We start from the raw sequence: 23,917 nt of genomic DNA, 5'->3' as shown, positions 1-23,917 counted from the left end.
ATTTTATGTTTGAAATCAATCCAATAATAAATACCTTAAGTGATGTTAGGCTTCGTGCTGAGTCACTTCGGGGGTATCTTTGACTATGACCTCAAAAAAGAGCGTTTAGAAGAAGTTAACAGAGAATTAGAAAGCGCCGACGTTTGGAACAACCCTGAGCGAGCACAAAATCTTGGTAAAGAAAAAGTTGCCCTAGAGTTAGTGGTTGAAACCATTGACAATTTAACGCAAGGTTCTGACGACGTTGAAGGTTTAGTTGAGTTAGCCCAAGAAGCCGAAGACCAAGAAACCTTCGATGATGCGGTAAAAGAACTTGATGATCTTGTTGTTCAGTTAGAAAAACTGGAGTTCAGACGTATGTTCTCCGGGCCAAACGATATTAACGATGCCTACTTAGATATTCAGTCTGGCTCGGGTGGTACCGAGGCGCAAGATTGGGCCAATATGATCTTGCGTATGTATTTACGCTGGGGCGAGGCCCATGGCTTTAAGCCTGAGTTAATGGAAGTGTCTGATGGCGATGTTGCTGGTATCAAAGGCGCAACGATTAAATTTAGTGGTGAATATGCCTTTGGCTGGTTACGTACTGAAACGGGTGTTCACCGTCTTGTCCGCAAGTCGCCTTTTGATTCTGGTAACAGACGACATACCTCATTTGCTTCTGTATTTGTTTATCCTGAAATCGATGATGATATTGAAATAGAGATAAATCCAGCAGATCTTCGCATTGATACTTATCGCGCCTCAGGAGCGGGTGGTCAGCACGTTAACCGAACCGATTCTGCGGTACGTATTACCCATTTACCCACCAATATTGTGGTGCAATGTCAAAGTGATCGTTCGCAACACAAAAACAAAGATCAGGCCTTTAAGCAGTTAAAAGCCAAGTTGTACGAACATGAAATGCACAAACAAAATGTTGAAAAACAAGCGATGGAAGACAGCAAGTCCGACATCGGTTGGGGTAGCCAAATTCGCTCATACGTATTAGACGATTCACGTATTAAAGATTTACGTACTGGCGTAGAAACCCGCAATACACAAGCCGTTTTAGACGGTGATCTTGATAAATTTATTCAGGCCAGTTTAAAGTCTGGTTTGTAAACAATTAGCTAATTACATCTTAGGAAAGTCGATGACTGAACACCAACAAGACGAAAATAAACTGATCGCAGAACGCCGAGCTAAATTGGCTCATCTTCGCGAAACGTGCAAATCAAAAGGATTTCCCAATGATTTCAGACGGGAATTTTACAGTGCTGATTTGCAAGCCGAGTTTGGTGAACACGATAAAGCGCAACTTGAATCATTAGGAAAAGTGGTCAGTATTGCAGGTAGAATTTTAGCCAAACGTGGCCCCTTTTTATTGTTGCAAGACATGTTAGGCCGCATTCAAGCCTATGCATCGAAAGAGACTCAGGCTGATATTAAGACCCGTTACGGCAGTTTAGATATAGGCGATATTGTTGGCGTTAAAGGTGAATTACATAAGTCTGGCAAGGGCGATTTATACGTTAATATGAGTGAGTATCAATTACTGACTAAATCACTGCGTCCTTTACCTGAAAAATTCCATGGTTTGGCTGACCAAGAAACCAAATACCGCCAACGTTATGTGGATTTAATTACTAATCAACATACCCGTGACACGTTTCTGATCCGCAGTAAGATTGTCAGTGGAATTCGTCAATTTTTGACTGAGCGCAATTTTATGGAAGTTGAAACGCCCATGCTGCAGGTGATCCCTGGCGGCGCAACAGCGAAACCTTTTGTCACTCATCACAATGCACTCGATATCGATATGTATCTTCGAGTTGCCCCTGAATTGTATTTAAAACGCTTAGTAGTGGGCGGGTTTGAACGAGTATTTGAGATCAACCGCAACTTTAGAAATGAAGGCCTGTCGACCCGTCATAATCCTGAATTTACGATGCTTGAGTTTTATCAATCGTATGCTGACTATCATGATCTGATGGACCTAACTGAAGAAATGTTACGTACCTTAGCCAACAATGTACTTGGCAGTAGCATTGTGAAAAATACGGTTAAAGACAAAGAAGGTAAGGTTGTAAAAGAGATTAACTACGACTTTGGTCAGCCATTTGCTCGTTTAACTATGAATGAAGCCATTTTGAAATATTGGCCCCAAGCAAATGTTGCGGCGATCAACGATCCTGAAAACCATCTTGCTGAACTTAAAGCCATGGCAAAACAGCTGCATATTAAAGAGCCAGTAGTTGATGGTATTTGGGGAGCGGGTAAATATTTGTGTGAAATATTTGAAGCAACCGCAGAAGAAAAACTTGATCAACCTACCTTTATTACTGCTTATCCATGGGAAGTGTCTCCCTTGGCTAGACGTAATGATGACAATGGTTTTGTGACCGACCGTTTCGAGTTTTTTGTAGGCGGGCGTGAATTAGCCAACGGATTTTCTGAGTTAAATGATTCTGAAGATCAGGCAGAGCGTTTCCGTAAACAAGTGGCTGAAAAAGACGCTGGTGATGATGAAGCGATGCATTTCGACGAAGATTATATTCGTGCCTTAGAATATGGCCTACCGCCAACGGCAGGTGAGGGGATTGGTATTGACCGTCTTGTGATGTTATTTACTGACAGCCCGACAATCAAAGATGTGATTTTATTCCCGCATATGAAGCCAGAAGCCAGCGAGTAACAGTACGTATATCAGCCACCTTACACCTCACAATGTAGGGTGGTTGAACGCGTTACTTTCTAAACTTAGTATTGCTGTTCTATTCGTTTTATCTCATTTACTAAGCGATTGTTTTCTGGACACGGTATGCCAAATTGCGCGGCCCTATCGACCACATAGCCATTAATATAGTCAATCTCAGTTTTACGTTTAGCCATTACATCACGATTCATTGATGAGTAGTTGTTAGCAGTCTGCTCAACGACTTCCATGACCCGATCAAATAAAATACAAGACTCGTTGGTATACTTTAGCGCTTGCATCACTGCGCTTATTTCCTCACATATATGTTTAATTTGTCGCTGATAATCAGCCTTGATTAAGTCGCCGTTTTTTACCTGATCGATTGCCGTTAATGGGTTGATGGCGGCATTAACAGCGAGTTTATGCCACAGAGGTAATCGAATATCCTTATGCCATGTAGCGGGTGGTAGCAAGGAAGATAACAGTAACTCAACAGCGCTTTTATCACCGTGTAGATGCTTTACCCAACCTAACTGACTGTCACCAATACCTTTGATACTCAGTGAATCGTCACTGGGCTTAAATGCGCCGTAGGTGGTGGTGGCTGCAACGATATTGACCTGTGGTAGTTGCTGTTGAACCCGCTCAATTGTGCCCATACCATTGTGCAGTAAAACAAGCGTGTGGTTTGCTGAAAAGTAGTGTTGGGCTTGTTCAATAAAAGTCATCACCTGATAGGCTTTAATGGGAAGTATAATGAGCGTAGATTGCTCAATCGCTTTAACGGGCACCAACGGTAAGGAAAACGTGTAATCTTGCAAATGCGCATCACTGACCCGCAACGCGATGTTGTGGCTCTTACGAGTGATAACGCCATAGTTTATGTTTAGATGTTGGCAGCGAGTGGCTAATACGTTACCGATCGCACCATTACCTACAATGATCAAGTTTTTGTCTTGTTGGTTTAGCTCTGTCATAAGGTGGGTTTAAGCGCTGTGCTTAACCTTTGGCCAGTTAAGAGTCCACGGCAAGGCAAGTGAGGAAATAAAGGATTGAGTGTTTACTGAGATAAATACACCGCCTTCTTTAGGCGGGCAAAGTAGTTCAATATTTTGCTGTTGATATTCAAATTTCAAACCATAAGCATGCAAATAGGTGCGATCTGATGCTTCGCCTTTATACAGGCTATCGCCCAGAATTGGGCTACCTAAACTTTTCATCATTACTCGTATTTGATGAGTTTTGCCACTTAAGGGTTTGACCACAAATAAGCGCATATTAGGCATAAGCGAAAAGCTAAAAAACTGAGTAGTGGCACGTTGATTGAAACTCTCGTCAAGCATCCATAAGCCGTCACGCACTTTTTTCATGCCGCCACTGACAGTACCTTGCTTCTTTTTAGGCCTTTTAGGTGCAAGGGCAAGATAAAATTTTTGGATAAGATGAGCCTCAAACTGACGGCCAAATTCCGCTGCAGCCTTTTCTGACTTAGCCAAAATGAGTAGGCCTGAAGTGACTTTATCTAATCGATGCACCAGCCATAAGCGTTCTAAACCAAGCTGAGCACAGGCAATTGGAATGATTCCTTGGCGGTGCTCTTCGTCTTGAACTGCGATGCCACAAGGTTTGTTTAAAACAACAAAATCTTGATGATCAAATATAATATCGATGAGCAAAATAGTTTAACCAATAATTCTTATGGCAGTTTGATAGTCAAAGTCTGCTATCGCGGTTTTTAGTTTTAATGCTTGCTCTTCACTCAAGGGAAGCTCGCTTAAGTAGGCAGTTAGCTTACTTTGGGTGATAAATTCGTTTCGATTTAGCGAATCAAGCAGGCTTTGTTTCAGATCTTTGCTTTTATTTTCTGAGTTAGAGGGAAAGGATGATGCTGTTGACCCACCTTCAGTGATCAAACGTTTAACTTCACTTAAGGTTTGCTGAAGTACGCTAAGGTAATGCTGTAAGTTCTGTGTGTCAGTCGAACTTTCTATGTGACCTTCATATTCTCGGCTGGCTAAATGCAGAGCTGTCATGCCTAAGTTGCCGCTCACACCTTTGATTGTGTGCACCTGTAACTTCAGACTTGTAAAGTCTTGTTCGGCCAATTGTGCGCGCAAAAGCTCGTCAATCGATTCGTATTGTTCAACAAACTTACCTAACATTTTTAATAGTAAAGCGCTGTTGCCACTGAATTGTTTCAGAGCAAACGTATGGTCGACTAAAGGGACTTTATTTTCCATTAACTCAAGTTCTCTCATAATGACTTTCGATTAGTTTAACAGACAAAAATTTCAGTTCTACAAGCAAATTTCACCGTATGTGCAATAAATAAGGTCTAGATGACTTGATATTGAGCAAAGGAGCATCATAGTAAACGAGCAGCAACATACATACTTACAGTAAGTGTTAAACAACAAATTTTGGTCTTAGGAATTTGTGCGATAAGATAGCGATACGCTTGCGCCTTTTATGGCTTTTACTTTAATGATTCAGCTCCGGCTTTGTATTGATCTTACAGAGCTAAAACAATTGGAATAGCACTTTGCAAACACATTCAACCACTTTTGCCCAGCGACTCGCCTTACTGCAACAGGATGCAATCAAAGCTACGCTTCCTGATATAAAACATGGAGTTGAACGTGAAACCCTTAGAGTTAATCCAAATGGTGGCTTAGCACAAACCCCGCATGCAAAATCATTGGGTTCGGCATTAACCCATGACTTTATTACCACAGACTTTTCAGAATCTTTACTCGAATTTATTACGCCACCAGAAACCAGTGCAGATTTGACTATTGCTCAGTTACAAGATGTGCACAAATATACGCTGTCCAAAATTGGCCAAGAGATGTTATGGCCCATGAGCATGCCGTGTTTTATTACCAGTGAAGATGAAATACCACTTGCTCAATATGGCACATCGAATATTGGTAAGATGAAAACGCTATATCGTCAGGGGCTTAAGAACCGTTATGGCAGTATGATGCAGGCTATTTCTGGAGTGCATTTTAACTTTTCATTGCCTGATTCATTTTGGCAAGAATGGATCCCAAAATGCAGTGGTGAAGTTGCAAACAAAGACACTATTTCTGCCGCCTACTTTGCGTTGATTAGAAACTATCGTCGGTTTTGCTGGTTACTACCTTATTTGTACGGCGCTTCTCCTGCGCTGTGTAGTTCATTTATAAAAAATAAAGCAACGACCTTGCCTTTTAATACTCTGGGTAAGGGCACCTATTATTTGCCTTATGCAACATCGCTACGTATGAGTGACTTGGGGTATACCAATAGCGCCCAGTCTGGTTTGGCAGTTTGTTATAATGACGTATCGACTTACATAAAGTCACTTCGCTGCGCCATTAATAAACCATCGGCGACATATGAAAAATTTGCTTCTAAAAAAGACGGTCAGTATCAGCAGTTAAATGCAAATGTGCTGCAAATAGAGAATGAACTGTACTCACCAATTAGACCAAAACAACCCACTAAACGTTTAGAAAAGCCCACAGACGCGTTGGATGCAAGAGGGGTGAATTATGTTGAAGTGAGGGTGTTAGATGTCAACCCTTTCAGTGATATTGGTATAGAGCGTAACCAATTTTTCTTTTTAGATGTCTTTTTGGTTTATTGTGCCATTAGCCCAAGCGATTTTATGCAAACTGAGCAATATCAAGAAACTGAAAAGAACTTAAAAGCGGTTGTCAAAGAGGGGCGTGACCCTCAGTTGCGTTTGTTAAACAAAGGTGAGCCGACAAGCATACCTCAATGGGCGGAAAGTCTGTTTTCTGAAATGAAAGAGGTTGCCATTTTATTAGATAATGTAAACAACACAACGGACTATACTCAAGCAGTCGCTTTAGAGTGGGAAAAGGTGCTTCATCCTGAATTGACACCTTCAGCTAAAATACTCGACATGTTGTTATCGAACTCACAAGACAATAGTGAGTTAGGACTTAAGTTTGCAAACAGTTATAAAGCCAGCTTACTCGCTAAAGAATATCAGACCCTTTCTGAGACTGAGCTTCGAGAACAGGCTACTTTGTCTTTGAGTAAGCAGCAGGAAATAGAAGCATCGGATACGGAATCCTTTGATGAATTTTTAGTTAATTATTTTTCTTCAGATCAGAAAGTATTAGCTGAATGCTAGGCAAAAAAAAAGCCTGATACGAATCAGGCTTCAAAGCTACTACCAGGGAAAACACACACAAAACTAGAACACGCTAATTCAGAGTGGCCAATGCACAAAAAGTTCACAAAAAAGAGTAAAAAAATTAAAATTATTTTAGTTTCTTTGCTCAGTAGTACATTTTTAATGGCCTGTAGTGTCACCCCGCCTAAAATAACCAGTGATGTGTGCGAAATATTTTTTGAAAAACGTGACTGGTATGATGCTGCCAAAGACGCCAGTGAAAAGTGGGGCGTGCCTATCCATGTCCCAATGTCGATGATGTACCAAGAAAGTTCATTTAAGGCCAAAGCAAGACCTCCCAAAGATTATTATTTTTTTGGTCTCATTCCTTGGGGGCATATCAGCACGGCTTATGGTTACTCACAAGCTAAAACCCCTACGTGGGATGATTATGTTCGCGAAACAAATAACGCTTGGGCAGACCGGACTGATTTTGATGATGCTATTGATTTTATGGGATGGTTCATTTCAAAAACGCACAAAATAAATGGCGTTTCAAAATGGGACGCTGAAAAGCAATATCTTAATTACCATGAGGGGTGGGGTGGATATAAAAAAGGGTCATACCATAAAAAAGCCTGGTTGAAGAAAGTCGCTAAAACGGTGCAAGCTCGCGCAATGACTTATGCTGGACAGCTGAAAAAATGCGAAGAAGAGCTCTCAGAGGGTTGGTTTTGGCGACTGTTTAGTTAACAACTACCTTGCCAAACTGACTGCTCACACTTGTTTTCTATACGTAATGTGCCATTGTATTTGTGAAACCTAGACGAGCTAACGCGCTAATACAACACGTAAAAATATGCCTCTAGGCTTAGCACTAAATCCGAGGACCGAGTATGAAAGGCGTTGTTTTTGTTAAGTTTAACGAATTTATCGAACATTTATGGGGAGATGAATTTTGGGACGAATTATTATTTGAAGCGAAGTTGCCAAGTGAAGGGGTTTATACCACAGTTGGTCTGTATGATGACCAAGAGTTGTTTACCCTAATTGGACTTGTTGTTGCTAAGAAAAACATATCGGCGAAAGACGCACAAATCGCGTTTGGTAAATGGGTATTCAAAGAACTCTACGCGGCAGCACCGCCTCAAGCCCACGATTTTAAAGACGCCTTTGAATTTTTACATGGTGTGCAAAGCGTTATTCACATTGAAGTTAAAAAGTTTAATCCTGATGCTATTTTGCCTGAGTTTACTTTTTTGGACGAATCACCAACGACCTTAACCTTTCACTATCAGTCCCCCCGCAAACTGTGTTTTTTTTGTGAGGGTATGGTATACGGTTTAGCTGAGCACACACACCAAGATGTGCTGGTTAGCCATAAAGAATGTGAGCATAATGGGGATAGTCGATGTGTTCTTGAGGTTGAAAAAATTTGACGACACCCTCTGCAGATTTAGCGCGTCGGATCGCGGTTTTAGAGCGTAAGATTGAGAGGGAAAAAAAAGCTCGGCAAATGGCTGAGCAACAATTAGAACAATACTCCCGAGATATCTATCAAACCAACCAGTCTTTACAAACGTCTCTTGCTTATTCAAACAAAAAGCAGGCTGAATTAGAGTTTTTGGCTAAGGAGTCTGTGCTTGTTGGCTCAGAGTCATCTTTTCAAGATTTAGTATCAAATACTATTGAATTAAGCTCAATGTTTCTAAAGGCGAAGTATAGTTTTTCTCTAATAAGTAAAAACGGCACACCGGTCAATTTAGACAAAAATAAGATATGGGGGCGAGAATTAGGCTGGCATAGTGCCCCAGCGTTTTTAGATCAAGCTATACAATATCTGCCTCTAAATCATGATGGTGCGCTTGAAACTTGGCTGGTTTCTCCTATCGATAACAACTTCGGCCCCGAAGTCGCAGAGCTGCATTGGCTTGTGTACGTAAATTTTGCGCTGACGAATGGCAGCATAATATGGCTGGCATTTTTTAACGATACCGAATACGTGGACGAAGAGTCACTATATGTCTTTGAGACGGTAAGAGGACAATTACAAAGTGGTATTAGACGTCGCATGACAGACATGCGTATCTTAAAACGTACCGTTCAATTACAAAATACAGTGAACAGTTTAGAACAGGCCAAAAGACAACTTATCCAGTCGGAAAAAATGGCTTCGTTAGGGCAATTAGCGGCTGGTGTGGCACACGAAATTAATAATCCTATCGGTTTTATTCGTTCTAATTTAGAAATGCTCAAACTCTACTTGAAAGATTACAGACAACTTCATTTAGAGATAGATCAGTTAATCCAACAGCAAGATAGTATTGATGCTCTAAGTTATCAGCAGTTATATGAAAAGTTAGATATGGCCTATATTGAGTCCGATAGTGAGGAATTGATTATTGCCAATATAGAAGGCTTGGATCGGGTCAGTGATATTGTTGATAATCTAAAAACGTTCTCGCACAACAGTAATGGTGAACTGCAGCCTGTTTCTTTATATGAAAGTATTGTTGGTGCATTGAAAATATCGGCAAATAGTCTGAAGTACGAACATACGGTAGATAATCAACTACCGGCGGTTTCGCCAATGGTGATGGGGAATTCGGGGCAATTACAGCAGGTTTTTGTTAACTTATTCGTCAACGCCGCTTATGCGATGGCCAACGGGGGCACGTTGAGCATTTCAGCGCAGCAGTCAAATAAGTTGGTTACAATCAAAATAGCGGACACTGGCTGCGGTATGGATGATAAAACCTTAAAAAAATTGTTTACCCCATTTTTTACCACCAAACCTGTTGGGGTGGGGACTGGCTTGGGTTTATCAGTGTCTTATGCAATTTTAGAAGCGCATAATGTTGAGCTGCACGTCGAATCCCAAGTCAATGTTGGCACCACCTTTGAACTGATTTTTCCTATCGTTTCAATTTAGCTTAACGCTCACCTAGGCGTCATTATTCTATTGTTATACTCAACCGTCCTCTTTGGCTCGACTGAAATTTAACCAGCTTTTCAATGGTAGCCGCTGTGAACACATGACCTTCTGGTAAAATCAAAATATGAGACTCTGTTAGTAATTGATACTTCAGTACCATGCCTGGTTTTAGTGCGTGGACGGGGATGGTATCTTCAATATGTTTAGTCGGAATAATATCTTTATGCTCTAACAATACTTCTAAGACTGTTGGGTTGAAACGCGTTCCCTTGAACTTATTTAGCTCAGAAAGTGCTTCTCGCATATCCATTTTATGCCCCGTGATCCGGCCTAAACTAAAGCGCCAAAAATCTCTAGCAATGGCTAGCACTTGAGCGCCGATAGGTATCTGCTGCCCAGCTAATTTGTTGTGGCCGGTACCATTAAAATACTCGAATTGATTAGTGATGATCTCAACTACTCCGTGCAAATGACTTGCTGGGCTTAGAATTAACTCAGCCATTTTAGTTTGGTCGATGAACTCCTGTTGTTGATTGAAATTTAACTCAGAGAAAGGACGACTATAGACCGCGGTATCAAGACCTAGTAGGCCGATTTCACACAACAAACCAGCGAGTTTAATATCGGTAATTTGTTCTTGGCTGAGCTTCAGCTCTAAGGCAACCTTAGTCGCTAATTCGCTAACACAGTGGGCAAAACCACCATCGAGATGGGGATTAATACCAATAAGGTTGTATAACACTTTATGTGTTTCAAAGGTGTTCTTTTCTATTCGTTTCAGGGCTATTCGAATTTGTTTTGTGCGCAACTGGACCTTTTCGTCCAAACTTTGGTTTAATAACTTTAGTTGTTTGTTCTGCTTGCTAATGAGGTGGGTTAAACGGTGATTTTCTTCTTTCAAACTCACTAGGTTTAAGCCTTCATCTATCGAGGCGATTAATTCGTCATTGTCCCATGGCTTTTGTAAATAGCGATGGATTTTACCTTTGTTAACGGCTTCTATAACCGATGCCATATCAGCAAAGCCAGTTAATAGAATGCGATAACAGTCGGGCATTGCTGATGCTATTTTTTCAAGTAGCTGAGCGCCAGACATAGCGGGCATTTTCATATCAGAAATAATCAGATGAATTTTTTCTGTTTTTATTAATTCAATCGCTTTTGCGCCACTATCCGCTAGCAGTACCTTGTAGGGTTGCTTGTGTAAAAGTCGTTTCATTGAGCTGAGGATATTAGCTTCATCATCAACACATAACACCGTCATGTTCGCTTTGGAGGGTTGTAATACGTCGGCCATTTCTAACTCCCAATACATCTAAAAAGGTTGAACTGCTTTATTTTGTTAGTTTAGTCCATGCTTGATAAGGGGAGATGCAAAGAGAAGCAACTGCCTTCTCCTTCCGTACTCTCAACCGCTATCATCCCACCATGTTCTTTGGCAATATCATAAGAAATGGATAAACCCAAACCGGTTCCTTTGTCTTCAGGCTTGGTGGTAAAAAAAGGATTAAAAATGCTACTTAAATGTTCTGTTTTGATGCCCTTGCCGGTATCACACACAGTAACGATTACCGTATTGTCGAGTATTTGGCTACTCACGCGGATGGTGCCTTTATCTTCAATCGCGTGACTCGCATTGACTAATAAATTAGTTAACACCTGAGTAATTTTTCCTACATTCATTTGCATAAGAGGCAGCTCAGTAAGGGCTAATTCAACTTCACAGTGATATTTCAATTCATTGTTAAGCATTCTTAACGAAGTGCGAATACACTTGTTGATGTCAAAAAGCTGCTTGGTTTCACTGTCAATCCGAGCAAACTGGCTCAATCCTTTGACGATATCATTTACCCTTTGTAGTCCCTCTGATGACTCAGACAGTAAATTGAGCACATCGCTGTTAATAAACTCAAAATCATTGTCTTGAACTAAGGATGTTAATGTTGAAGCTATGTGAGCATCAACATTTGGGTTTTGTGCGAGCCAACTTAAGACATACTGAGATAAGGTAATATAACTGGTAACGTATTCTTCAAGGGTATTAATGTTACTGATAACAAAGCCAATAGGGTTATTGATCTCGTGTGCCACGCCGGCTGCTAGTTGTCCAATTGACGCCATCTTTTCGGCATGAAGCAATTGCTGTTGAGCACTTTTTAGTAATTTATTGCTTTCTTCTAATTGTTCATTTTTTTCACTCAAGCGCTCTGTACGACGTTTTATTTTAGTTTCAAGCTGAGCGTTCAAATCTACTAATTCACGTTGATAGTGCTCTCTTTTAAAATACTCTGTTTGCAAGGTAAGGATCAGCTGATTGAAGGCTTTATTAACGTCGGTAATTTCATCTTTGGTGCTTGGGTTTACTTCTATCAACTTAAATTTACCATCAACGGCACTTTTAGAAATAGCGGTAGCTGATTGTCGCAGTATATTGAGTTGGCGCGTTAAATAGCTGCCGAGAATGTATGAGAACAGTGCCACCAAGATAATCTCGACAATCGCCAAACTGGTTGTCAACTGTGTTACTTTATCGATGGAACGCTGAATGCTGTTGACACTAATACCAATTTCGACTCTACCATAAATTTCCCCATTGACACTTATCTCTGCGTAGGTATCAAATATGTCGTCATCTACGTCTGAAACTTGCGTATCTTCTTTGAAGGGCCGCCCTAAATGTTGGTTATCTCCATCTTCAGCAAATAATACCCCCTTAACCCCTAATACTCTGGCATATTTAATATCTGGATTTTCGAGGACTTCGTCTACAAAATCATAAATAGACGCTATATCATAAGACAGCACTGCGTTTTTGCTAAGTGTGGCAAATAAAGTCGCCGTGGTGATAGCTCTTTTAACTAAGTTGTCGTTTGCTGTGGTGTGCATAAAATGTACAACTGTAATCACTATGATAATAAGTAGTACTGCTTCAATTGCTGCAATACCCAAGATGGTTTTATTGCGTATTGAGATCCTCATGGTCTGAGTTTGTCCATCTGCTTTATTACATCACTGATGGCTTAACAAGTTTAGCTCAAGGGCTTTTACATCATTCCATGAATCATTACTTGCTGATTGAAAACCGGTAATATTAAGTGCTGATAATAAACGTCTGCCTTCTGGATCCTGATCTAGTTCAAACAGTGCTTGTTGAAGTTTGGTTCGTATCGTTTCTGTTACTCTTGAGTGTGTTGCAATGGCATGGGGTGTATACGTGTCCGTATGCCACAAAATAGTGAGTTGCTCTCTAATTTCCTTTGGTGTGTTGTTCAAAGTGGTTTCAACCCCACCGCCTGCAGGAAACAAGCCCTTTGCTACCCCTAGGTAAACAGAATCGTGAGATGAAACATATCTAGCCGTATACAAAATATTGGCTTTTTTTAATTCAGCTCTAGGTAATAAGGTTGCGGCAAATGCAGCTGGGGCTGGAAATGCAATAGTTTGCCCAGCCAACTGACTTAATGAATTAATCAATGAGTCTTTTCGTGTAACGATTACACCGGTAATCCCTCTATCTTTTTGATGAGCTAGTGCTTGAAAACCTAATGTCTGATTGAAATGAACGAAATGGTAAGGGTTCATGTAGGCGATATCATAATCACCTGACGCTAAGCGTTGCTCAAATAGGGGGATATTGGGCGCGGTAACAAATTGTAGGTTTATCCCCGTTTTACTACTTAATAACTGCAGTATAGGGCTCCAACCGGCTACCAGTCTCTCGGCAGATTGTTGCGGTACTATAGCGAATAAAAGCGTGTCTGATTCTTCAGTGCTTAATGCATAAGCCAAGGTACTTAACCATAACTGGGTAACGAGAAAAATTGTTTTCATTTTAGTCCCCTGTGTCTTGCCCAGTGATCAATCCTCGTGAGCTAAAAGTGTCGTGATACTGTCGAGCAGCTCTGCATGACTAAAGGGCTTAGATAGCACGGCATCAGCTCCCATTTGCAGGGCCTTACCAAGACTTTCTTGATTTAAAGCAGAGATGACCAATATTTTGGTATGCGCAATACTGCTTTCTTGCTTTGTAAATTGGATCACATCAAAGCCATCTAATCCTGGCATACTCAGATCAAGAGTCATTAGAGCGGGCTTGTGCAGTGCCAGCATGGTACCTGCTTGAAAACCACCGCAGGCTACTATTACATCGTAACCTGCTCGCGTGGTTACTCGTTTTATTGCTTTGGCGACTTCAGGTTCGTCATCAATAATAAGTATCTTAGTTTTGCTTGGTGCTAACTCATCAGGAATGGGTAAATTGTTGCTATGTAAAAAATCAATAAAATCTTCCATTTTTACCCTGTTGTTACCACCACCAGGTAATTTATAGCCTTTCAAACTCCCTTTGTCTATCCAACGGATGACGGTGCGAAGATTTACATCGCAATAGATAGCTATCTCGCCCGTAGTCAAAAATTTAGTGTTTTTCACTGTTTGTCCTCTTTTATCACAGCCGAATCCTAACATTGAAGCTTTGTTGTGACAAGTGCGACAAGTATGACTTTTGTGGTTTGATGCTGCAGTTCTGTAATTACACAGGAGCTCAAGGTATTTAATGTGGTAAATAAGGTATAGCGTTTTTATCAATATATGAGAGGGGAATCGAGAAATTGAGGAAAAAGAGTTAGTTTTTATCGAATTCAGAAGGAACGTCTAAAAGCACTAGTAAGGCAGACTTGCCGCCCCATTCTTTTGGTGCTTGATGAAACGCCAGTACGTTAGGATGCTGTATTAACCAGTTTGGCACACTTTTCTTCAGGATGTGTTTACCGATACCGTGCATAATATTGACGCAATTAGCCTGTTGCTTCTGCGCAGTAAATAAAAGAGCCGCTATTTCTAGTTTTGCCTCTTCTTGCTTTAAACCGTGTAAGTCAAGCAGGTATTCTGGCGCGTAGTCACCCCTTGCCAAACGCTTAATTGCTTGAGTATCGGAGCCTGGTTTTACATACTTAATTTTTTCATCGGGATTAAAATAAGCTTCAAAACCATCAGAAAAAACAAAACTGGCTGAGGCTTGTTTTATTTGTTTGCTGTTAGCAGTATTTTTTCTTTTACCTTCCCAAATGTTCTTGCCGGAACGGCGTTGAGGCGGTACTTTGTCCTGAATTATAGGTACAATATCCCCAAACTCCTGATTAAATAGCTCTTTGTCAGCAGAGGGTAATAAAGCACTTTGTTTTAGTATTTTATCTTTCATCAAAATTATGTATTGGCAATTTATCTAAAATGAAATTCGTGAAAGCGCAGTTTGACACATAGGCATAAGCCAATCCAAACATTAAACAAGTAAACATTACAAAATGAATCATCAAATTAATATCGAACAAACCGTCAGTGAATTAGACACCATTCTTGACGTGGTGCGCTGGTCAGTAAGTCGCTTTAATGAAGCGGGCCTTTATTATGGTCATGGTACAGATAATCCTTGGGATGAAGCAGTCAGCTTGGTTTTGCAGCTTTTACATTTACCACAGAATTTGCCGCTCCAAACAGGAGATCAATTGTTTCATAGTCGCCTAACGTCAGTTGAAAAAATTAACGTAATTGCGATGATATTGCGACGAGTAAATGAAAGAATACCGGCCGCCTATTTAACCAACCAAGCGTGGTTTTGTGATCTGCCTTTCTTCGTCGATGAACGGGTTTTAATTCCACGTTCTCCCTTTGCTGAGTTGATAAAAAATAAGTTTGATGCCTGGTTAACGTATGAACCCGTCACCATTTTAGATTTGTGCACTGGTGGGGGTTGTATTGCAATCGCTTTGGCCTATGCCTTTGAAAACTCGCAAGTTGATGCGGTAGATATTAGCTCTGAAGCACTTGATGTTGCCGAAATAAATATTAATGAACACGGTTTAGCTGAAAGAGTCTTTCCAATTCAATCTGATTTGATGACGGCTTTAAAAGGTCAAAGTTACGATCTTATCGTCTGCAATCCTCCCTATGTTGATGCAGAAGATATGGATGATTTACCCGATGAGTATCATCACGAGCCAGAACTTGCACTAGCTGCTGGTGAAGATGGCTTGGACTTGGTTGACAATATACTTCGTCAAGCGCCTGAATTTTTAGCAGAGGGGGGCTGGTTATTTGTGGAAGTAGGAAATAGTGAAGTGCATATGCCAATTAAATACCCTGATTTACCCATTACTTGGGTAGAATTTGAAAATGGTGGCAGTGGTATTTTTGCTATTAACAAAACCGATTTAGTGGAATATTGGCATTCAGTGCAACATTGAAATTAAAGAATAAATTTTACAAGTCGTAAAGCCAGTCAAGATGCATTGGCCAGATATAAATTTAAAGTGAAAGAATAGGAAATAGATAATGGCGGGTAATACTTTCGGCAAACTGTTTACAGTTACCACCTTTGGCGAAAGTCATGGGATTGCAATTGGTGGGATCATAGATGGTTGCCCTCCAGGTTTAGAGATTAACGAAAGTGACTTACAAGTTGACTTAGATCGACGAAAGCCAGGTACGTCACGGTACACTACAGCCAGACGCGAAGAGGATGAGGTGCAAATTTTATCTGGTGTGTTTGAGGGAAAAACAACTGGCACCAGCATTGGCTTACTGATAAAAAATACTGATCAACGCAGTAACGACTATTCAAAAATCAAAGACACTTTCAGACCGGGACACGCTGATTATACTTACCAACAAAAATATGGTTTACGAGATTACCGTGGCGGTGGCCGTTCGTCTGCGCGCGAAACGGCTATTCGTGTTGCTGCTGGTGGCGTGGCTAAAAAATACCTGAAAGAGAAATTAGGAATTGAAGTACTGGGCTATTTGTCTCAACTTGGCCCCATAAAAATAGACACCGTTGATCATGGTACAACTAATACTAATGCTTTCTTTTGTCCTGATGCCAGCAAACTTGAGGCTTTAGATGAATACATGCGTACCCTTAAAAAAGAAGGTGATTCAATAGGCGCTAAGATCTCAGTTATTGCGACCAATATGCCTGTTGGTTTAGGTGAACCTATTTTTGACCGTCTTGATGCTGACTTAGCTCATGCCATGATGGGGATAAATGCGGTTAAAGGGGTAGAAATTGGCGATGGTTTTGCTGTAGTTGAGCAAAAAGGCAGTGAACATCGCGATGTTATGTCACCTCAAGGTTTCAAATCAAATCGCTCAGGTGGCGTGCTTGGTGGGATCTCAAGTGGACAAGATTTGGTGGTGCATATGGCACTTAAGCCAACATCTAGCATTAGTGTTCCTGGCGAAACGATCGATATTAATGGGCAAAGTGCTGAAGTTATTACCAAAGGGCGTCATGATCCATGTGTAGGAATTCGCGCCGTACCTATCGCTGAAGCCATGATGGCGTTGGTGATCATGGATCATTTGTTACGTCATCGGGGACAAAACGCTGACGTGATTAATACAACCCCTATTATTCCTGGACAGGCTATTTAGCCTGTCACAATCAATTTTGTCACAACGCGCTTTTTCAAATACAAACCTATTTCTGCTTGCCTTTACTTATTTTTGTTATTTTGGGCACGTAGGAGCAATCGTCCCCTACTTAGGGGTGTTTTTGGATTCTAGGGGTTTTTCATCAGTTGAAATTGGTCAACTGTCTGCCTTGATAACACTTACACGCATTGTTGGACCACATCTATGGTCGTCATTTACTGATAGTTCTGGCAAAAACCTTAGGATGCTGCAACTCGGTTGCTTTCTCAGTTTATGCTGTTTTAGTTTAGTACTTTGGTCAGAGAGCTTTTGGGCTTTGAGCATTGCGATTGGTTTGATGATGATGTTTGTTACCGCCATTTTGCCGCAAATTGAAGTGATTACCTTATCGTGTGTAAAGGGGCAGGGGAATCGTTATGGGCGGATTAGACTATGGGGCAGTATCGGTTACATTCTATTAACCGTGGCCACAGGGGCCATGATTGATCGCTACTCTACTGAAGCGCCTGTCTATATCACATTGTTGATTTTATTAACGTTATTTCTAAGCACTTTCTTACTGACAGAGCCTCAGTCAAGTGGAAAGGCAAAAAAGCTTACACAGACTGTGTGGCCATTATTGAAAACTCCCACCTTTATTGGCTTCATCTTATCGGGCATATTATTGCAAATGAGCTTTGGGCCTTATTACAGTTTTTTTGCATTGTATGCGAAAGACTTGGGCTACAGTGGTCAAGCTACAGGGTGGTTAATTGCAACAGGGGTTATGGTCGAAGTTGGGATCTTTGTAATCGCTGGCGGTCTAATTAAACGATTTGGAGCTAAACGTTTATTAATCATAAGTATGTTACTTACCTCGGTAAGATGGGGACTTTTAGCGTTTTTTGCTGAGCACCTTTATTGGTTGTTATTTAGCCAGATGTTACATGCATTTAGCTTTGGTATGGCTCATGCGGCCTCAATTTATTTTATTCATCATTATTTTGGCAAAAAATTTCAAAGTCGTGGACAAGCAATTTACATGAGCTTGGCTTTCGGAGTTGGCGGCGCCGTTGGAGGTTATGCTGCAGGTGAATTTTGGCATCAGGGTAGTGGAGCTGAGCTCACTTTTTTATTGGCTTCTATTGCTGCATTTTTAGCTATGATTTGTCTGCTACCAATCAATCGCAAGCGCATGGATGGTGCGCTTTAGCGCCATTTGTTTGCACCTTAAAATAGCGTTTGTTGGCTATTTTTTTGAGGTACGTTTGTAAAAAAAATCTTTAAAATCAAATGACTATTTAGGTATTCTGCGCTTATCGTGCAAAGCCTTATTTTACTCGTCTTTCCCTGATTATAATGGTAGATAGTTGGGGGAAATTAGCCTTGTTAGACCAGTTTACCTAATAATAGTAGTTGACCTCTGTGGTAGGAGGGCTATACTAACCAGGCTTGAAAGTAAGTTTGATATTTATGCACATTGTTTCGATGTTCCATAGCAGTACCTCGTCTTGTAGATCATAAGTAATTGCAACACGCTTCAGCACCAAAATCGCCTCATTTTGAGGCAAAATTACTTTTTATTTATAGGAAAAATTATGTCTACTACTACTGGTACAGTTAAATGGTTCAACGAGTCTAAAGGTTTCGGTTTCATTCAACAAGAGAATGGTCCTGACGTTTTCGCTCATTTCCGTGCTATCACTGGAACTGGCTTCAAAACTTTGACTGAAGGTCAAAAAGTTGAGTTCACTGTAACTCAAGGCCAAAAAGGTCCTCAAGCAGAGAATATCGTAGTTCTTTAATTTTTAACTAAATTAAAGTATTGCCAAAAAAAGCAAACTTCGGTTTGCTTTTTTTATGTCTGAAATTAAGTGCAAAGATAACTCGCAGAACCGCCGTTAAAAAATGAACTAAGGTCTGTTTTGGCTATAAACGAACACCCTAGCGCCCTTGTTTTTTGTAGAGCATTATTTTGATAACTCTCCCCGCAAATTTTCGATTAATAAACGTTTAATCTCATTGATAGGTAAATTCTTACTTAATAAGTAATGCAGCTTAGCTAAGGCCGCTTCTGGTGTCATATCGGTACCTGACACGACGCCAATTTCTTTAAGAGCATGGCCATTAGCATAGCCCCCCATATCAACCTTGCCGCGTATACATTGCGTGCAATTTAAAACGATAATCTTTTGGGTATCAGCGTTTTTTATTTGATCAAGCAACGCTTTATTTTTAGGGGCATTGCCGACCCCGAAACTTAATAATATTAAGGCTTTGACTGGTTGTTGTAGGGTATTACGCAACACATCAGCACTAATACCCGGGTAAAGCGTAACAACACCAATTGGCTGAGAGCGCATTGGACTGACACGTAAGGTCTTTTCAGGTTTTAGTCCTATAAGTTGTTCGTCTACATCAATACTGATGCCTGCCTTGAGGAGTGCTGGAAAATTGGGTGAATCAAAGGCATTGAATCCATTCGCATCAACTTTTCGACTTCGATTTCCGCGAAATAATTGATTATTGAAAAATAAAGTCACTTCAGGAATAGGGAAGTTAGCAGCAATGTACAGAGCGTTAAGTAAATTAACTTGTCCATCTGAGCGCAGTTCTGCCAAAGGTATTTGTGAGCCCGTTACAATGACTGGCTTACCTAAATCCTCTAACATAAATGATAGGGCTGAAGCGGTATAAGCCATGGTATCGGTGCCATGTAATATGATGAATCCATCATATAAATGATAGTTCTGCGCTATATCATCGGCAATCTGCTGCCAGTCAGTTGGATCCATATCTGAGGAGTCGATAAGTTCATCATATTCATGAATAGTGAAAGATGGCATTTCTGCGCGGTGAAACTCAGGCATTTTCGCCAGCGTTGCTGATAAAAAACCTGCCGCTGGCACGTATCCTTGAGCTGAGGGGCGCATGCCAATGGTGCCACCAGTGTAGGCCACATAGATTGTTTTTTTCATAATGCTTAGTTCTTTTGCTGTTTCAGTTATTGTACGCTGAGTGTTAATCTGAAGCCAAAGTTTTGCTTTTACATAAAACGCACTTACAGTAAAAAATTGAATACAGGCAAACAATAATGACAACAAAATGGACAAAGCTACTCGTTACTTTTTCGCTTATTTGGCTTCAACCTGCATTTGCAGACAAAGACAATAATGGAATACTTAGTCTGCGAGACCGTGCTCAAGTTATTGATACTCACTTGGATGATCGACTAGAAAACTTACTTCCTACATTAATGCGCCGAGAAGGCATTGATATGTGGATCCTAATATCCCGTGAATATAATGAAGACCCTGTACTCAAAACCATGTTGCCTGCAAATTGGTTATCAGCTAGACGCCGGACAATATTAGTGTTGTTTGACCCCGGTAAGGATGAAGAGGGTAATTTTCAAGCCATCGAGCGCTTAGCGGTTGCTCGGTATAATGTTGATACTATGTTTCGTAAATCGTGGGATAAAGAACAACAGCCCAATCAATGGGATAGTTTGGTTGAATTGATCAAACAAAAAAATCCGCAAAAGATAGCCTTGAATAAATCTACAACTGTGGCCTTGGCGGACGGTTTAACTGCAACTGAATATGAAGAATTCAAAACAGCACTTGGCGCAAACTTGCAAAGCAAAATAGTATCCTCAGAGCCATTAGCGATTGCTTGGTTAGAAACCCGAAGTGAGCAAGAAATGGAGGTTTACCCGAGTATCGTTAAGTTAAGTCACAATATTGTGGCGCAAGCTTTCTCAAATGACGTGATTACGCCGGGGCTGACCACCACAGAGGACGTAGTTTGGTGGTTACGTGAAAAGGTCGCAGCGTTAAAACTGCAAACCTGGTTTCATCCAACCGTGTCGATTCAGCGTGCTTCTGATGAAAAGTTTGATCAGTTACAAGCGTTTAGTAAACGCCCTGAATTACAAACCATTATGCCAGGCGATTTACTACATCTCGATTTTGGTATCACGTACTTACGTTTAAATACTGATCAGCAGCAACATGCTTATGTGCTAAAAAAGGGCGAAAAAGATGCACCAGAATACTTAAAAAAAGCCTTAGCCAACGGTAATAAATTACAGGATATTTTTATCGCCAACTTTAAAGAGGGGCGCACTGGAAACGAAGTGTTAGCAATGTCTCGCCGTCAAGCTATCGACCAAGGAATCAAGCCCGCAATCTATACTCATCCTATTGGTTTTCATGGTCATGCTGCTGGCACGACCCTCGGTATGTGGGACTCACAAGGTGGTGTGCCAGGTGAAGGTGATTATCCCTTACATGCAAACACCGCGTATTCTATCGAATTAAACGCTGCGACATTTATACCTGAATGGCAAAAAGAAATTCGGATAATGTTAGAAGAAGAGGCATTTTTTGATGGCGAGAAAGTAGAATACCTGCACGGTAGGCAAAAACAATTTCATCTTATTAGCAGTGAATAATAGCAACTCCGAGGCTTACTTGGTTTACATGCGTCTTTTATTCCATGACTTACGTAAGAGGCTATTAATTATAACTAGCAGAGAGCGTTTTGATGTTTCACCAACCACTGGACGTAATTAAAGGTATTATTTTTGACTTAGATGGCACTTTATTAACATCCAGCCTCGATTTTAAAGTCATACGTGAACAAATACACTGTCCTTCGCATCTTGATGTGTTGAGTTTTATTGCCGGCTTGCCCGCTCAGACTCAAGAGGTTGCGAATCAAGTGGTGCTCGCTCATGAAATGGCTGATGCCCAAGACTCAATGTGGATAAGCGGTGCAGAGCAAGCAATAGCAAGCTTAAAAAAAAGACAAATTCCTATCGCCATTGTGACCCGCAACAGTAAACAAGCCACATTGCACAAGTTAAAAAATAATAAGCTTGTTGTTGATACTGTTATCACGCGAGAGGACGCGCCACCAAAACCTAATCCTAATGCTTTATTAAAAATAGCGAAGGACTGGGGATTGCCTGTTCAGCAGGTTGCCTATATTGGTGATTACCTCTACGACATTCAAGCTGCAAATAATGCGGATATGTTTGCGGGGCTTTATGCGCCAAACGAGGTACCCAATTACGCCCATTTAGCTCATTGGGTTTTCAATCACTTCGATCAATTTACTGGCCTAATTAAGACGTAGTTTTGATGCCGATATGCTAAGTGTTCGAGTCAAACAACAGGCTCCTCCAAGCATGAGTCACCCAGTTCTTTATACAAATATCGAGTTTGAATTAATTAAAGTGAGCTGGATAAATATCTCTAGCGGGAACTTGTGTGAAGCGATTTAATAAATCGACAAACAACGTGTCGTTGATTAATTCATCCCAAGACCTGACGAGTGCATGCACGCTGTCATCTGTCAATCTGCCCGCAGTTTGATAATTGGCGATAAGTTCAACTAAGGTTAATTGATGCTTAGCTCGCAACTGATGCTCAGCTAATACAAAAAAGTAAGCTCCGCCCCAATACGCTGCAGGAAAGTTTCTATTGTCCATCAGTTTACTCGCCACATTTGCAGGTGTGTCAATGACGTCGAAAAGGCTTAAGTGGGGCGCAATTTTATTGCTATAGGCTTGCTTTAAACTGTCTTTAAGCACTTTATTTTGCGCCATAATCTGATATTGCATATAACTGGCGAACCCTTCTGAAAACCACGCATAGCTTTCACCCACGTAAGGTATAGAAAGGTGAGCAAGCTCATGGTATATGGTCCAATCATTTATAAAGTCAGTTAAATCGAAACGTGTATCGACATAAAAATGAATACTCTCTTGGGCATCTCTTCGCGTGTGCGCCCATGGCACGGGTTGGTTTGATGGTCTAGGGTAAACATACAGTTCGAGACGCCTTGGATAGACGCCTAGGGTATTTCTTGTATAGCCCACGCCCATTTTTAGCCATTCACGGAGCAGTTCTTTTTGTGGGCCCGAAAATCGGTTTAAACCATGGATTCGAAATTGATGTGCCAGTGGCTTTCTATAAGGCGCAGAAGATTGTTGCGGACTACTTGCTTGACCGTGATTTGCTTGCACCGTTGAAACGAAGCTAGCTGCTAACAAAAAGCAAACTAGATGCAATTTTAACGATGGTGTCATAATTGTATAGTCCTAGAAAGCTAGGTCATTTGCTGAAAAAAATCCACTGCCATACTATAGCAGCGCAGAGCTAAGGCAGCGTCATATCGTTCTCCTTCATCACGCATAAAGGCATGCTGAGCGTTAAATTCGTGCCAGCTAAAATCTTGCTTACTTTCACTTAATGTGCGGTAGATCAAGTGTCTACCTTCAGGCGGCACGTGAGGATCTTGTTTGCCAAATACAAGTACCAAAGGACAGCAAATGTCTTTACTTCGACTTAAACTATCGTTGTTTGGTGCACAGGGTAAAGTATTGGAATGAATGTCGGTAGGGTAGAGGCAAAATGCGCCTTTAATACTGGTATTCAATGCTGCCCTAAACGCTAAGTGGCCTCCAATACACACCCCCATGCTAAACACTTTATTCGCAAAAAAGCATTGAGCACCGAGATAGTCAATCATGGCTTGAGTATCACTGTCGTGATGTTCTAAAGGCTTAGCGAATTTGTCTGCGTTACCTTTATCTTTTCCTGCATCATCATACGCCAGGACGGTGCCAATGGGATTGAGTTCATGAAAAATCTCAGGCACTAAAACGACAAAACCATGACTAGCTAAAATGGCCGCACTGCGTGCAATAGGAGCGGTTAGCTGAAAAATTTCAGAATAAAAAATAATGGCATTG

General features: G+C 41.0%; 23 protein-coding genes. 12 read left to right on the top strand and 11 right to left on the bottom strand.

The genetic code is table 11. The features are described 5' to 3' along the window. The first annotated feature begins 5 nt into the window (after positions 1-5). Positions 6-1,104, top strand: a protein-coding gene (gene prfB, locus NWQ57_RS19390; protein WP_306023832.1) for a peptide chain release factor 2 whose coding sequence is annotated in 2 segments (ribosomal slippage) — positions 6-80 and positions 82-1,104 — 1,098 coding nt in all. Because the reading frame shifts where the segments join, the coding sequence is not laid out codon by codon here. A gap of 31 nt (positions 1,105-1,135) precedes the next feature. Continuing rightward, entirely contained in the window at positions 1,136-2,677 is a 1,542-nt protein-coding gene (lysS, locus tag NWQ57_RS19385; protein WP_306023831.1) for a lysine--tRNA ligase, read from the top strand. A 65-nt stretch (positions 2,678-2,742) separates the two neighbouring features. On the opposite strand, the gene NWQ57_RS19380 is transcribed toward lysS, so the two are convergent. Genes NWQ57_RS19380 through NWQ57_RS19370 form a run of 3 tightly spaced genes read right to left on the bottom strand, consistent with a single transcriptional unit; the run spans position 2,743 to position 4,920 of the window. Beyond that, entirely contained in the window at positions 2,743-3,657 is a 915-nt protein-coding gene (locus NWQ57_RS19380) for a ketopantoate reductase family protein (RefSeq protein ID WP_306023830.1), read from the bottom strand. A gap of 9 nt (positions 3,658-3,666) precedes the next feature. Continuing rightward, positions 3,667-4,356 carry a TIGR01621 family pseudouridine synthase gene (locus NWQ57_RS19375; RefSeq protein ID WP_306023829.1) on the bottom strand — a complete coding sequence of 230 codons (690 nt, stop codon included), beginning with the start codon at positions 4,354-4,356 and terminating at the stop codon, positions 3,667-3,669. A gap of 6 nt (positions 4,357-4,362) precedes the next feature. After that, positions 4,363-4,920 carry an Hpt domain-containing protein gene (locus tag NWQ57_RS19370; protein WP_306023828.1) on the bottom strand — a complete coding sequence of 186 codons (558 nt, stop codon included), beginning with the start codon at positions 4,918-4,920 and terminating at the stop codon, positions 4,363-4,365. 302 nt (positions 4,921-5,222) lie between these two features. On the opposite strand from NWQ57_RS19370, the gene gshA reads away from it, so the two are divergent. The 4 genes from gshA (at position 5,223) to NWQ57_RS19350 (ending at position 9,741) form a co-directional block, all read left to right on the top strand. Then, positions 5,223-6,827, top strand: a complete 1,605-nt coding sequence (gshA, locus tag NWQ57_RS19365; protein ID WP_306023827.1) for a glutamate--cysteine ligase — start codon at positions 5,223-5,225, stop codon at positions 6,825-6,827. Positions 6,828-6,917: 90 nt separating this feature from the next. Beyond that, complete coding sequence (locus tag NWQ57_RS19360; protein ID WP_306023826.1) at positions 6,918-7,562, top strand: hypothetical protein; 645 nt, start codon at positions 6,918-6,920, stop codon at positions 7,560-7,562. Between the two features lie 143 nt (positions 7,563-7,705). Then, entirely contained in the window at positions 7,706-8,248 is a 543-nt protein-coding gene (locus NWQ57_RS19355) for a heme NO-binding domain-containing protein (RefSeq protein WP_306023825.1), read from the top strand. Next, positions 8,245-9,741, top strand: a complete 1,497-nt coding sequence (locus tag NWQ57_RS19350) for a sensor histidine kinase (RefSeq protein ID WP_306023824.1) — start codon at positions 8,245-8,247, stop codon at positions 9,739-9,741. The genes NWQ57_RS19355 and NWQ57_RS19350 overlap by 4 nt, the downstream gene beginning before the upstream one ends. Positions 9,742-9,763: 22 nt before the next feature. On the opposite strand, the gene NWQ57_RS19345 is transcribed toward NWQ57_RS19350, so the two are convergent. The 5 genes from NWQ57_RS19345 to smrB form a co-directional block, all read right to left on the bottom strand. Continuing rightward, on the bottom strand, positions 9,764-11,041 hold the full coding sequence (locus NWQ57_RS19345) for a response regulator (protein ID WP_306023823.1): 1,278 nt from the start codon (positions 11,039-11,041) through the stop codon (positions 9,764-9,766). Between the two features lie 50 nt (positions 11,042-11,091). Further along, the gene (locus NWQ57_RS19340; RefSeq protein ID WP_306023822.1) at positions 11,092-12,723 is read right to left on the bottom strand and encodes an ATP-binding protein; all 1,632 of its coding nucleotides are present in this window, start codon (positions 12,721-12,723) and stop codon (positions 11,092-11,094) included. A gap of 30 nt (positions 12,724-12,753) precedes the next feature. Continuing rightward, the gene (locus NWQ57_RS19335; RefSeq protein ID WP_306023821.1) at positions 12,754-13,575 is read right to left on the bottom strand and encodes a phosphate/phosphite/phosphonate ABC transporter substrate-binding protein; all 822 of its coding nucleotides are present in this window, start codon (positions 13,573-13,575) and stop codon (positions 12,754-12,756) included. Positions 13,576-13,602: 27 nt separating this feature from the next. Further along, on the bottom strand, positions 13,603-14,175 hold the full coding sequence (locus tag NWQ57_RS19330; RefSeq protein ID WP_306023820.1) for a response regulator: 573 nt from the start codon (positions 14,173-14,175) through the stop codon (positions 13,603-13,605). Positions 14,176-14,368: 193 nt separating this feature from the next. Then, positions 14,369-14,944: an endonuclease SmrB gene (smrB, locus tag NWQ57_RS19325; protein ID WP_306023819.1), complete on the bottom strand. Its 576-nt coding sequence runs from the start codon at positions 14,942-14,944 to the stop codon at positions 14,369-14,371. A 103-nt stretch (positions 14,945-15,047) separates the two neighbouring features. Between smrB and prmB the strand changes: the two genes are divergently transcribed. The 4 genes from prmB to NWQ57_RS19305 all read left to right on the top strand — a co-directional run bounded on the left by prmB (position 15,048) and on the right by NWQ57_RS19305 (position 18,959). After that, positions 15,048-15,986, top strand: a complete 939-nt coding sequence (gene prmB, locus NWQ57_RS19320) for a 50S ribosomal protein L3 N(5)-glutamine methyltransferase (RefSeq protein ID WP_306023818.1) — start codon at positions 15,048-15,050, stop codon at positions 15,984-15,986. Between the two features lie 88 nt (positions 15,987-16,074). Further along, positions 16,075-17,175 carry a chorismate synthase gene (gene aroC / locus NWQ57_RS19315; protein WP_306023817.1) on the top strand — a complete coding sequence of 367 codons (1,101 nt, stop codon included), beginning with the start codon at positions 16,075-16,077 and terminating at the stop codon, positions 17,173-17,175. 13 nt (positions 17,176-17,188) lie between these two features. Beyond that, positions 17,189-18,367 (top strand): MFS transporter, encoded by a 1,179-nt coding sequence (locus tag NWQ57_RS19310; protein WP_372340949.1) that lies wholly within the window; start codon positions 17,189-17,191, stop codon positions 18,365-18,367. Positions 18,368-18,752: 385 nt separating this feature from the next. Next, positions 18,753-18,959: a cold-shock protein gene (locus tag NWQ57_RS19305; protein WP_068379496.1), complete on the top strand. Its 207-nt coding sequence runs from the start codon at positions 18,753-18,755 to the stop codon at positions 18,957-18,959. Between the two features lie 165 nt (positions 18,960-19,124). On the opposite strand, the gene ansA is transcribed toward NWQ57_RS19305, so the two are convergent. Further along, the gene (gene ansA, locus NWQ57_RS19300; protein WP_306023815.1) at positions 19,125-20,132 is read right to left on the bottom strand and encodes an asparaginase; all 1,008 of its coding nucleotides are present in this window, start codon (positions 20,130-20,132) and stop codon (positions 19,125-19,127) included. A 116-nt stretch (positions 20,133-20,248) separates the two neighbouring features. Between ansA and NWQ57_RS19295 the strand changes: the two genes are divergently transcribed. Further along, the gene (locus tag NWQ57_RS19295) at positions 20,249-21,610 is read left to right on the top strand and encodes a M24 family metallopeptidase (protein WP_306023814.1); all 1,362 of its coding nucleotides are present in this window, start codon (positions 20,249-20,251) and stop codon (positions 21,608-21,610) included. A gap of 92 nt (positions 21,611-21,702) precedes the next feature. Next, positions 21,703-22,296, top strand: coding sequence for an HAD family hydrolase (locus NWQ57_RS19290; protein WP_306023813.1), 594 nt, complete (start codon positions 21,703-21,705; stop codon positions 22,294-22,296). Positions 22,297-22,387: 91 nt separating this feature from the next. On the opposite strand, the gene NWQ57_RS19285 is transcribed toward NWQ57_RS19290, so the two are convergent. Then, complete coding sequence (locus NWQ57_RS19285) at positions 22,388-23,251, bottom strand: hypothetical protein (RefSeq protein ID WP_306023812.1); 864 nt, start codon at positions 23,249-23,251, stop codon at positions 22,388-22,390. A gap of 20 nt (positions 23,252-23,271) precedes the next feature. Further along, on the bottom strand, positions 23,272-23,917 hold a 646-nt coding region (locus NWQ57_RS19280; protein WP_306023811.1), incomplete at its 5' end, for a dienelactone hydrolase family protein.

Source organism: Paraglaciecola sp. (genome assembly GCF_030730205.1).
Classification (GTDB): domain Bacteria; phylum Pseudomonadota; class Gammaproteobacteria; order Enterobacterales; family Alteromonadaceae; genus Paraglaciecola.
This window is presented reverse-complemented; position numbering and strand designations above follow the sequence as displayed.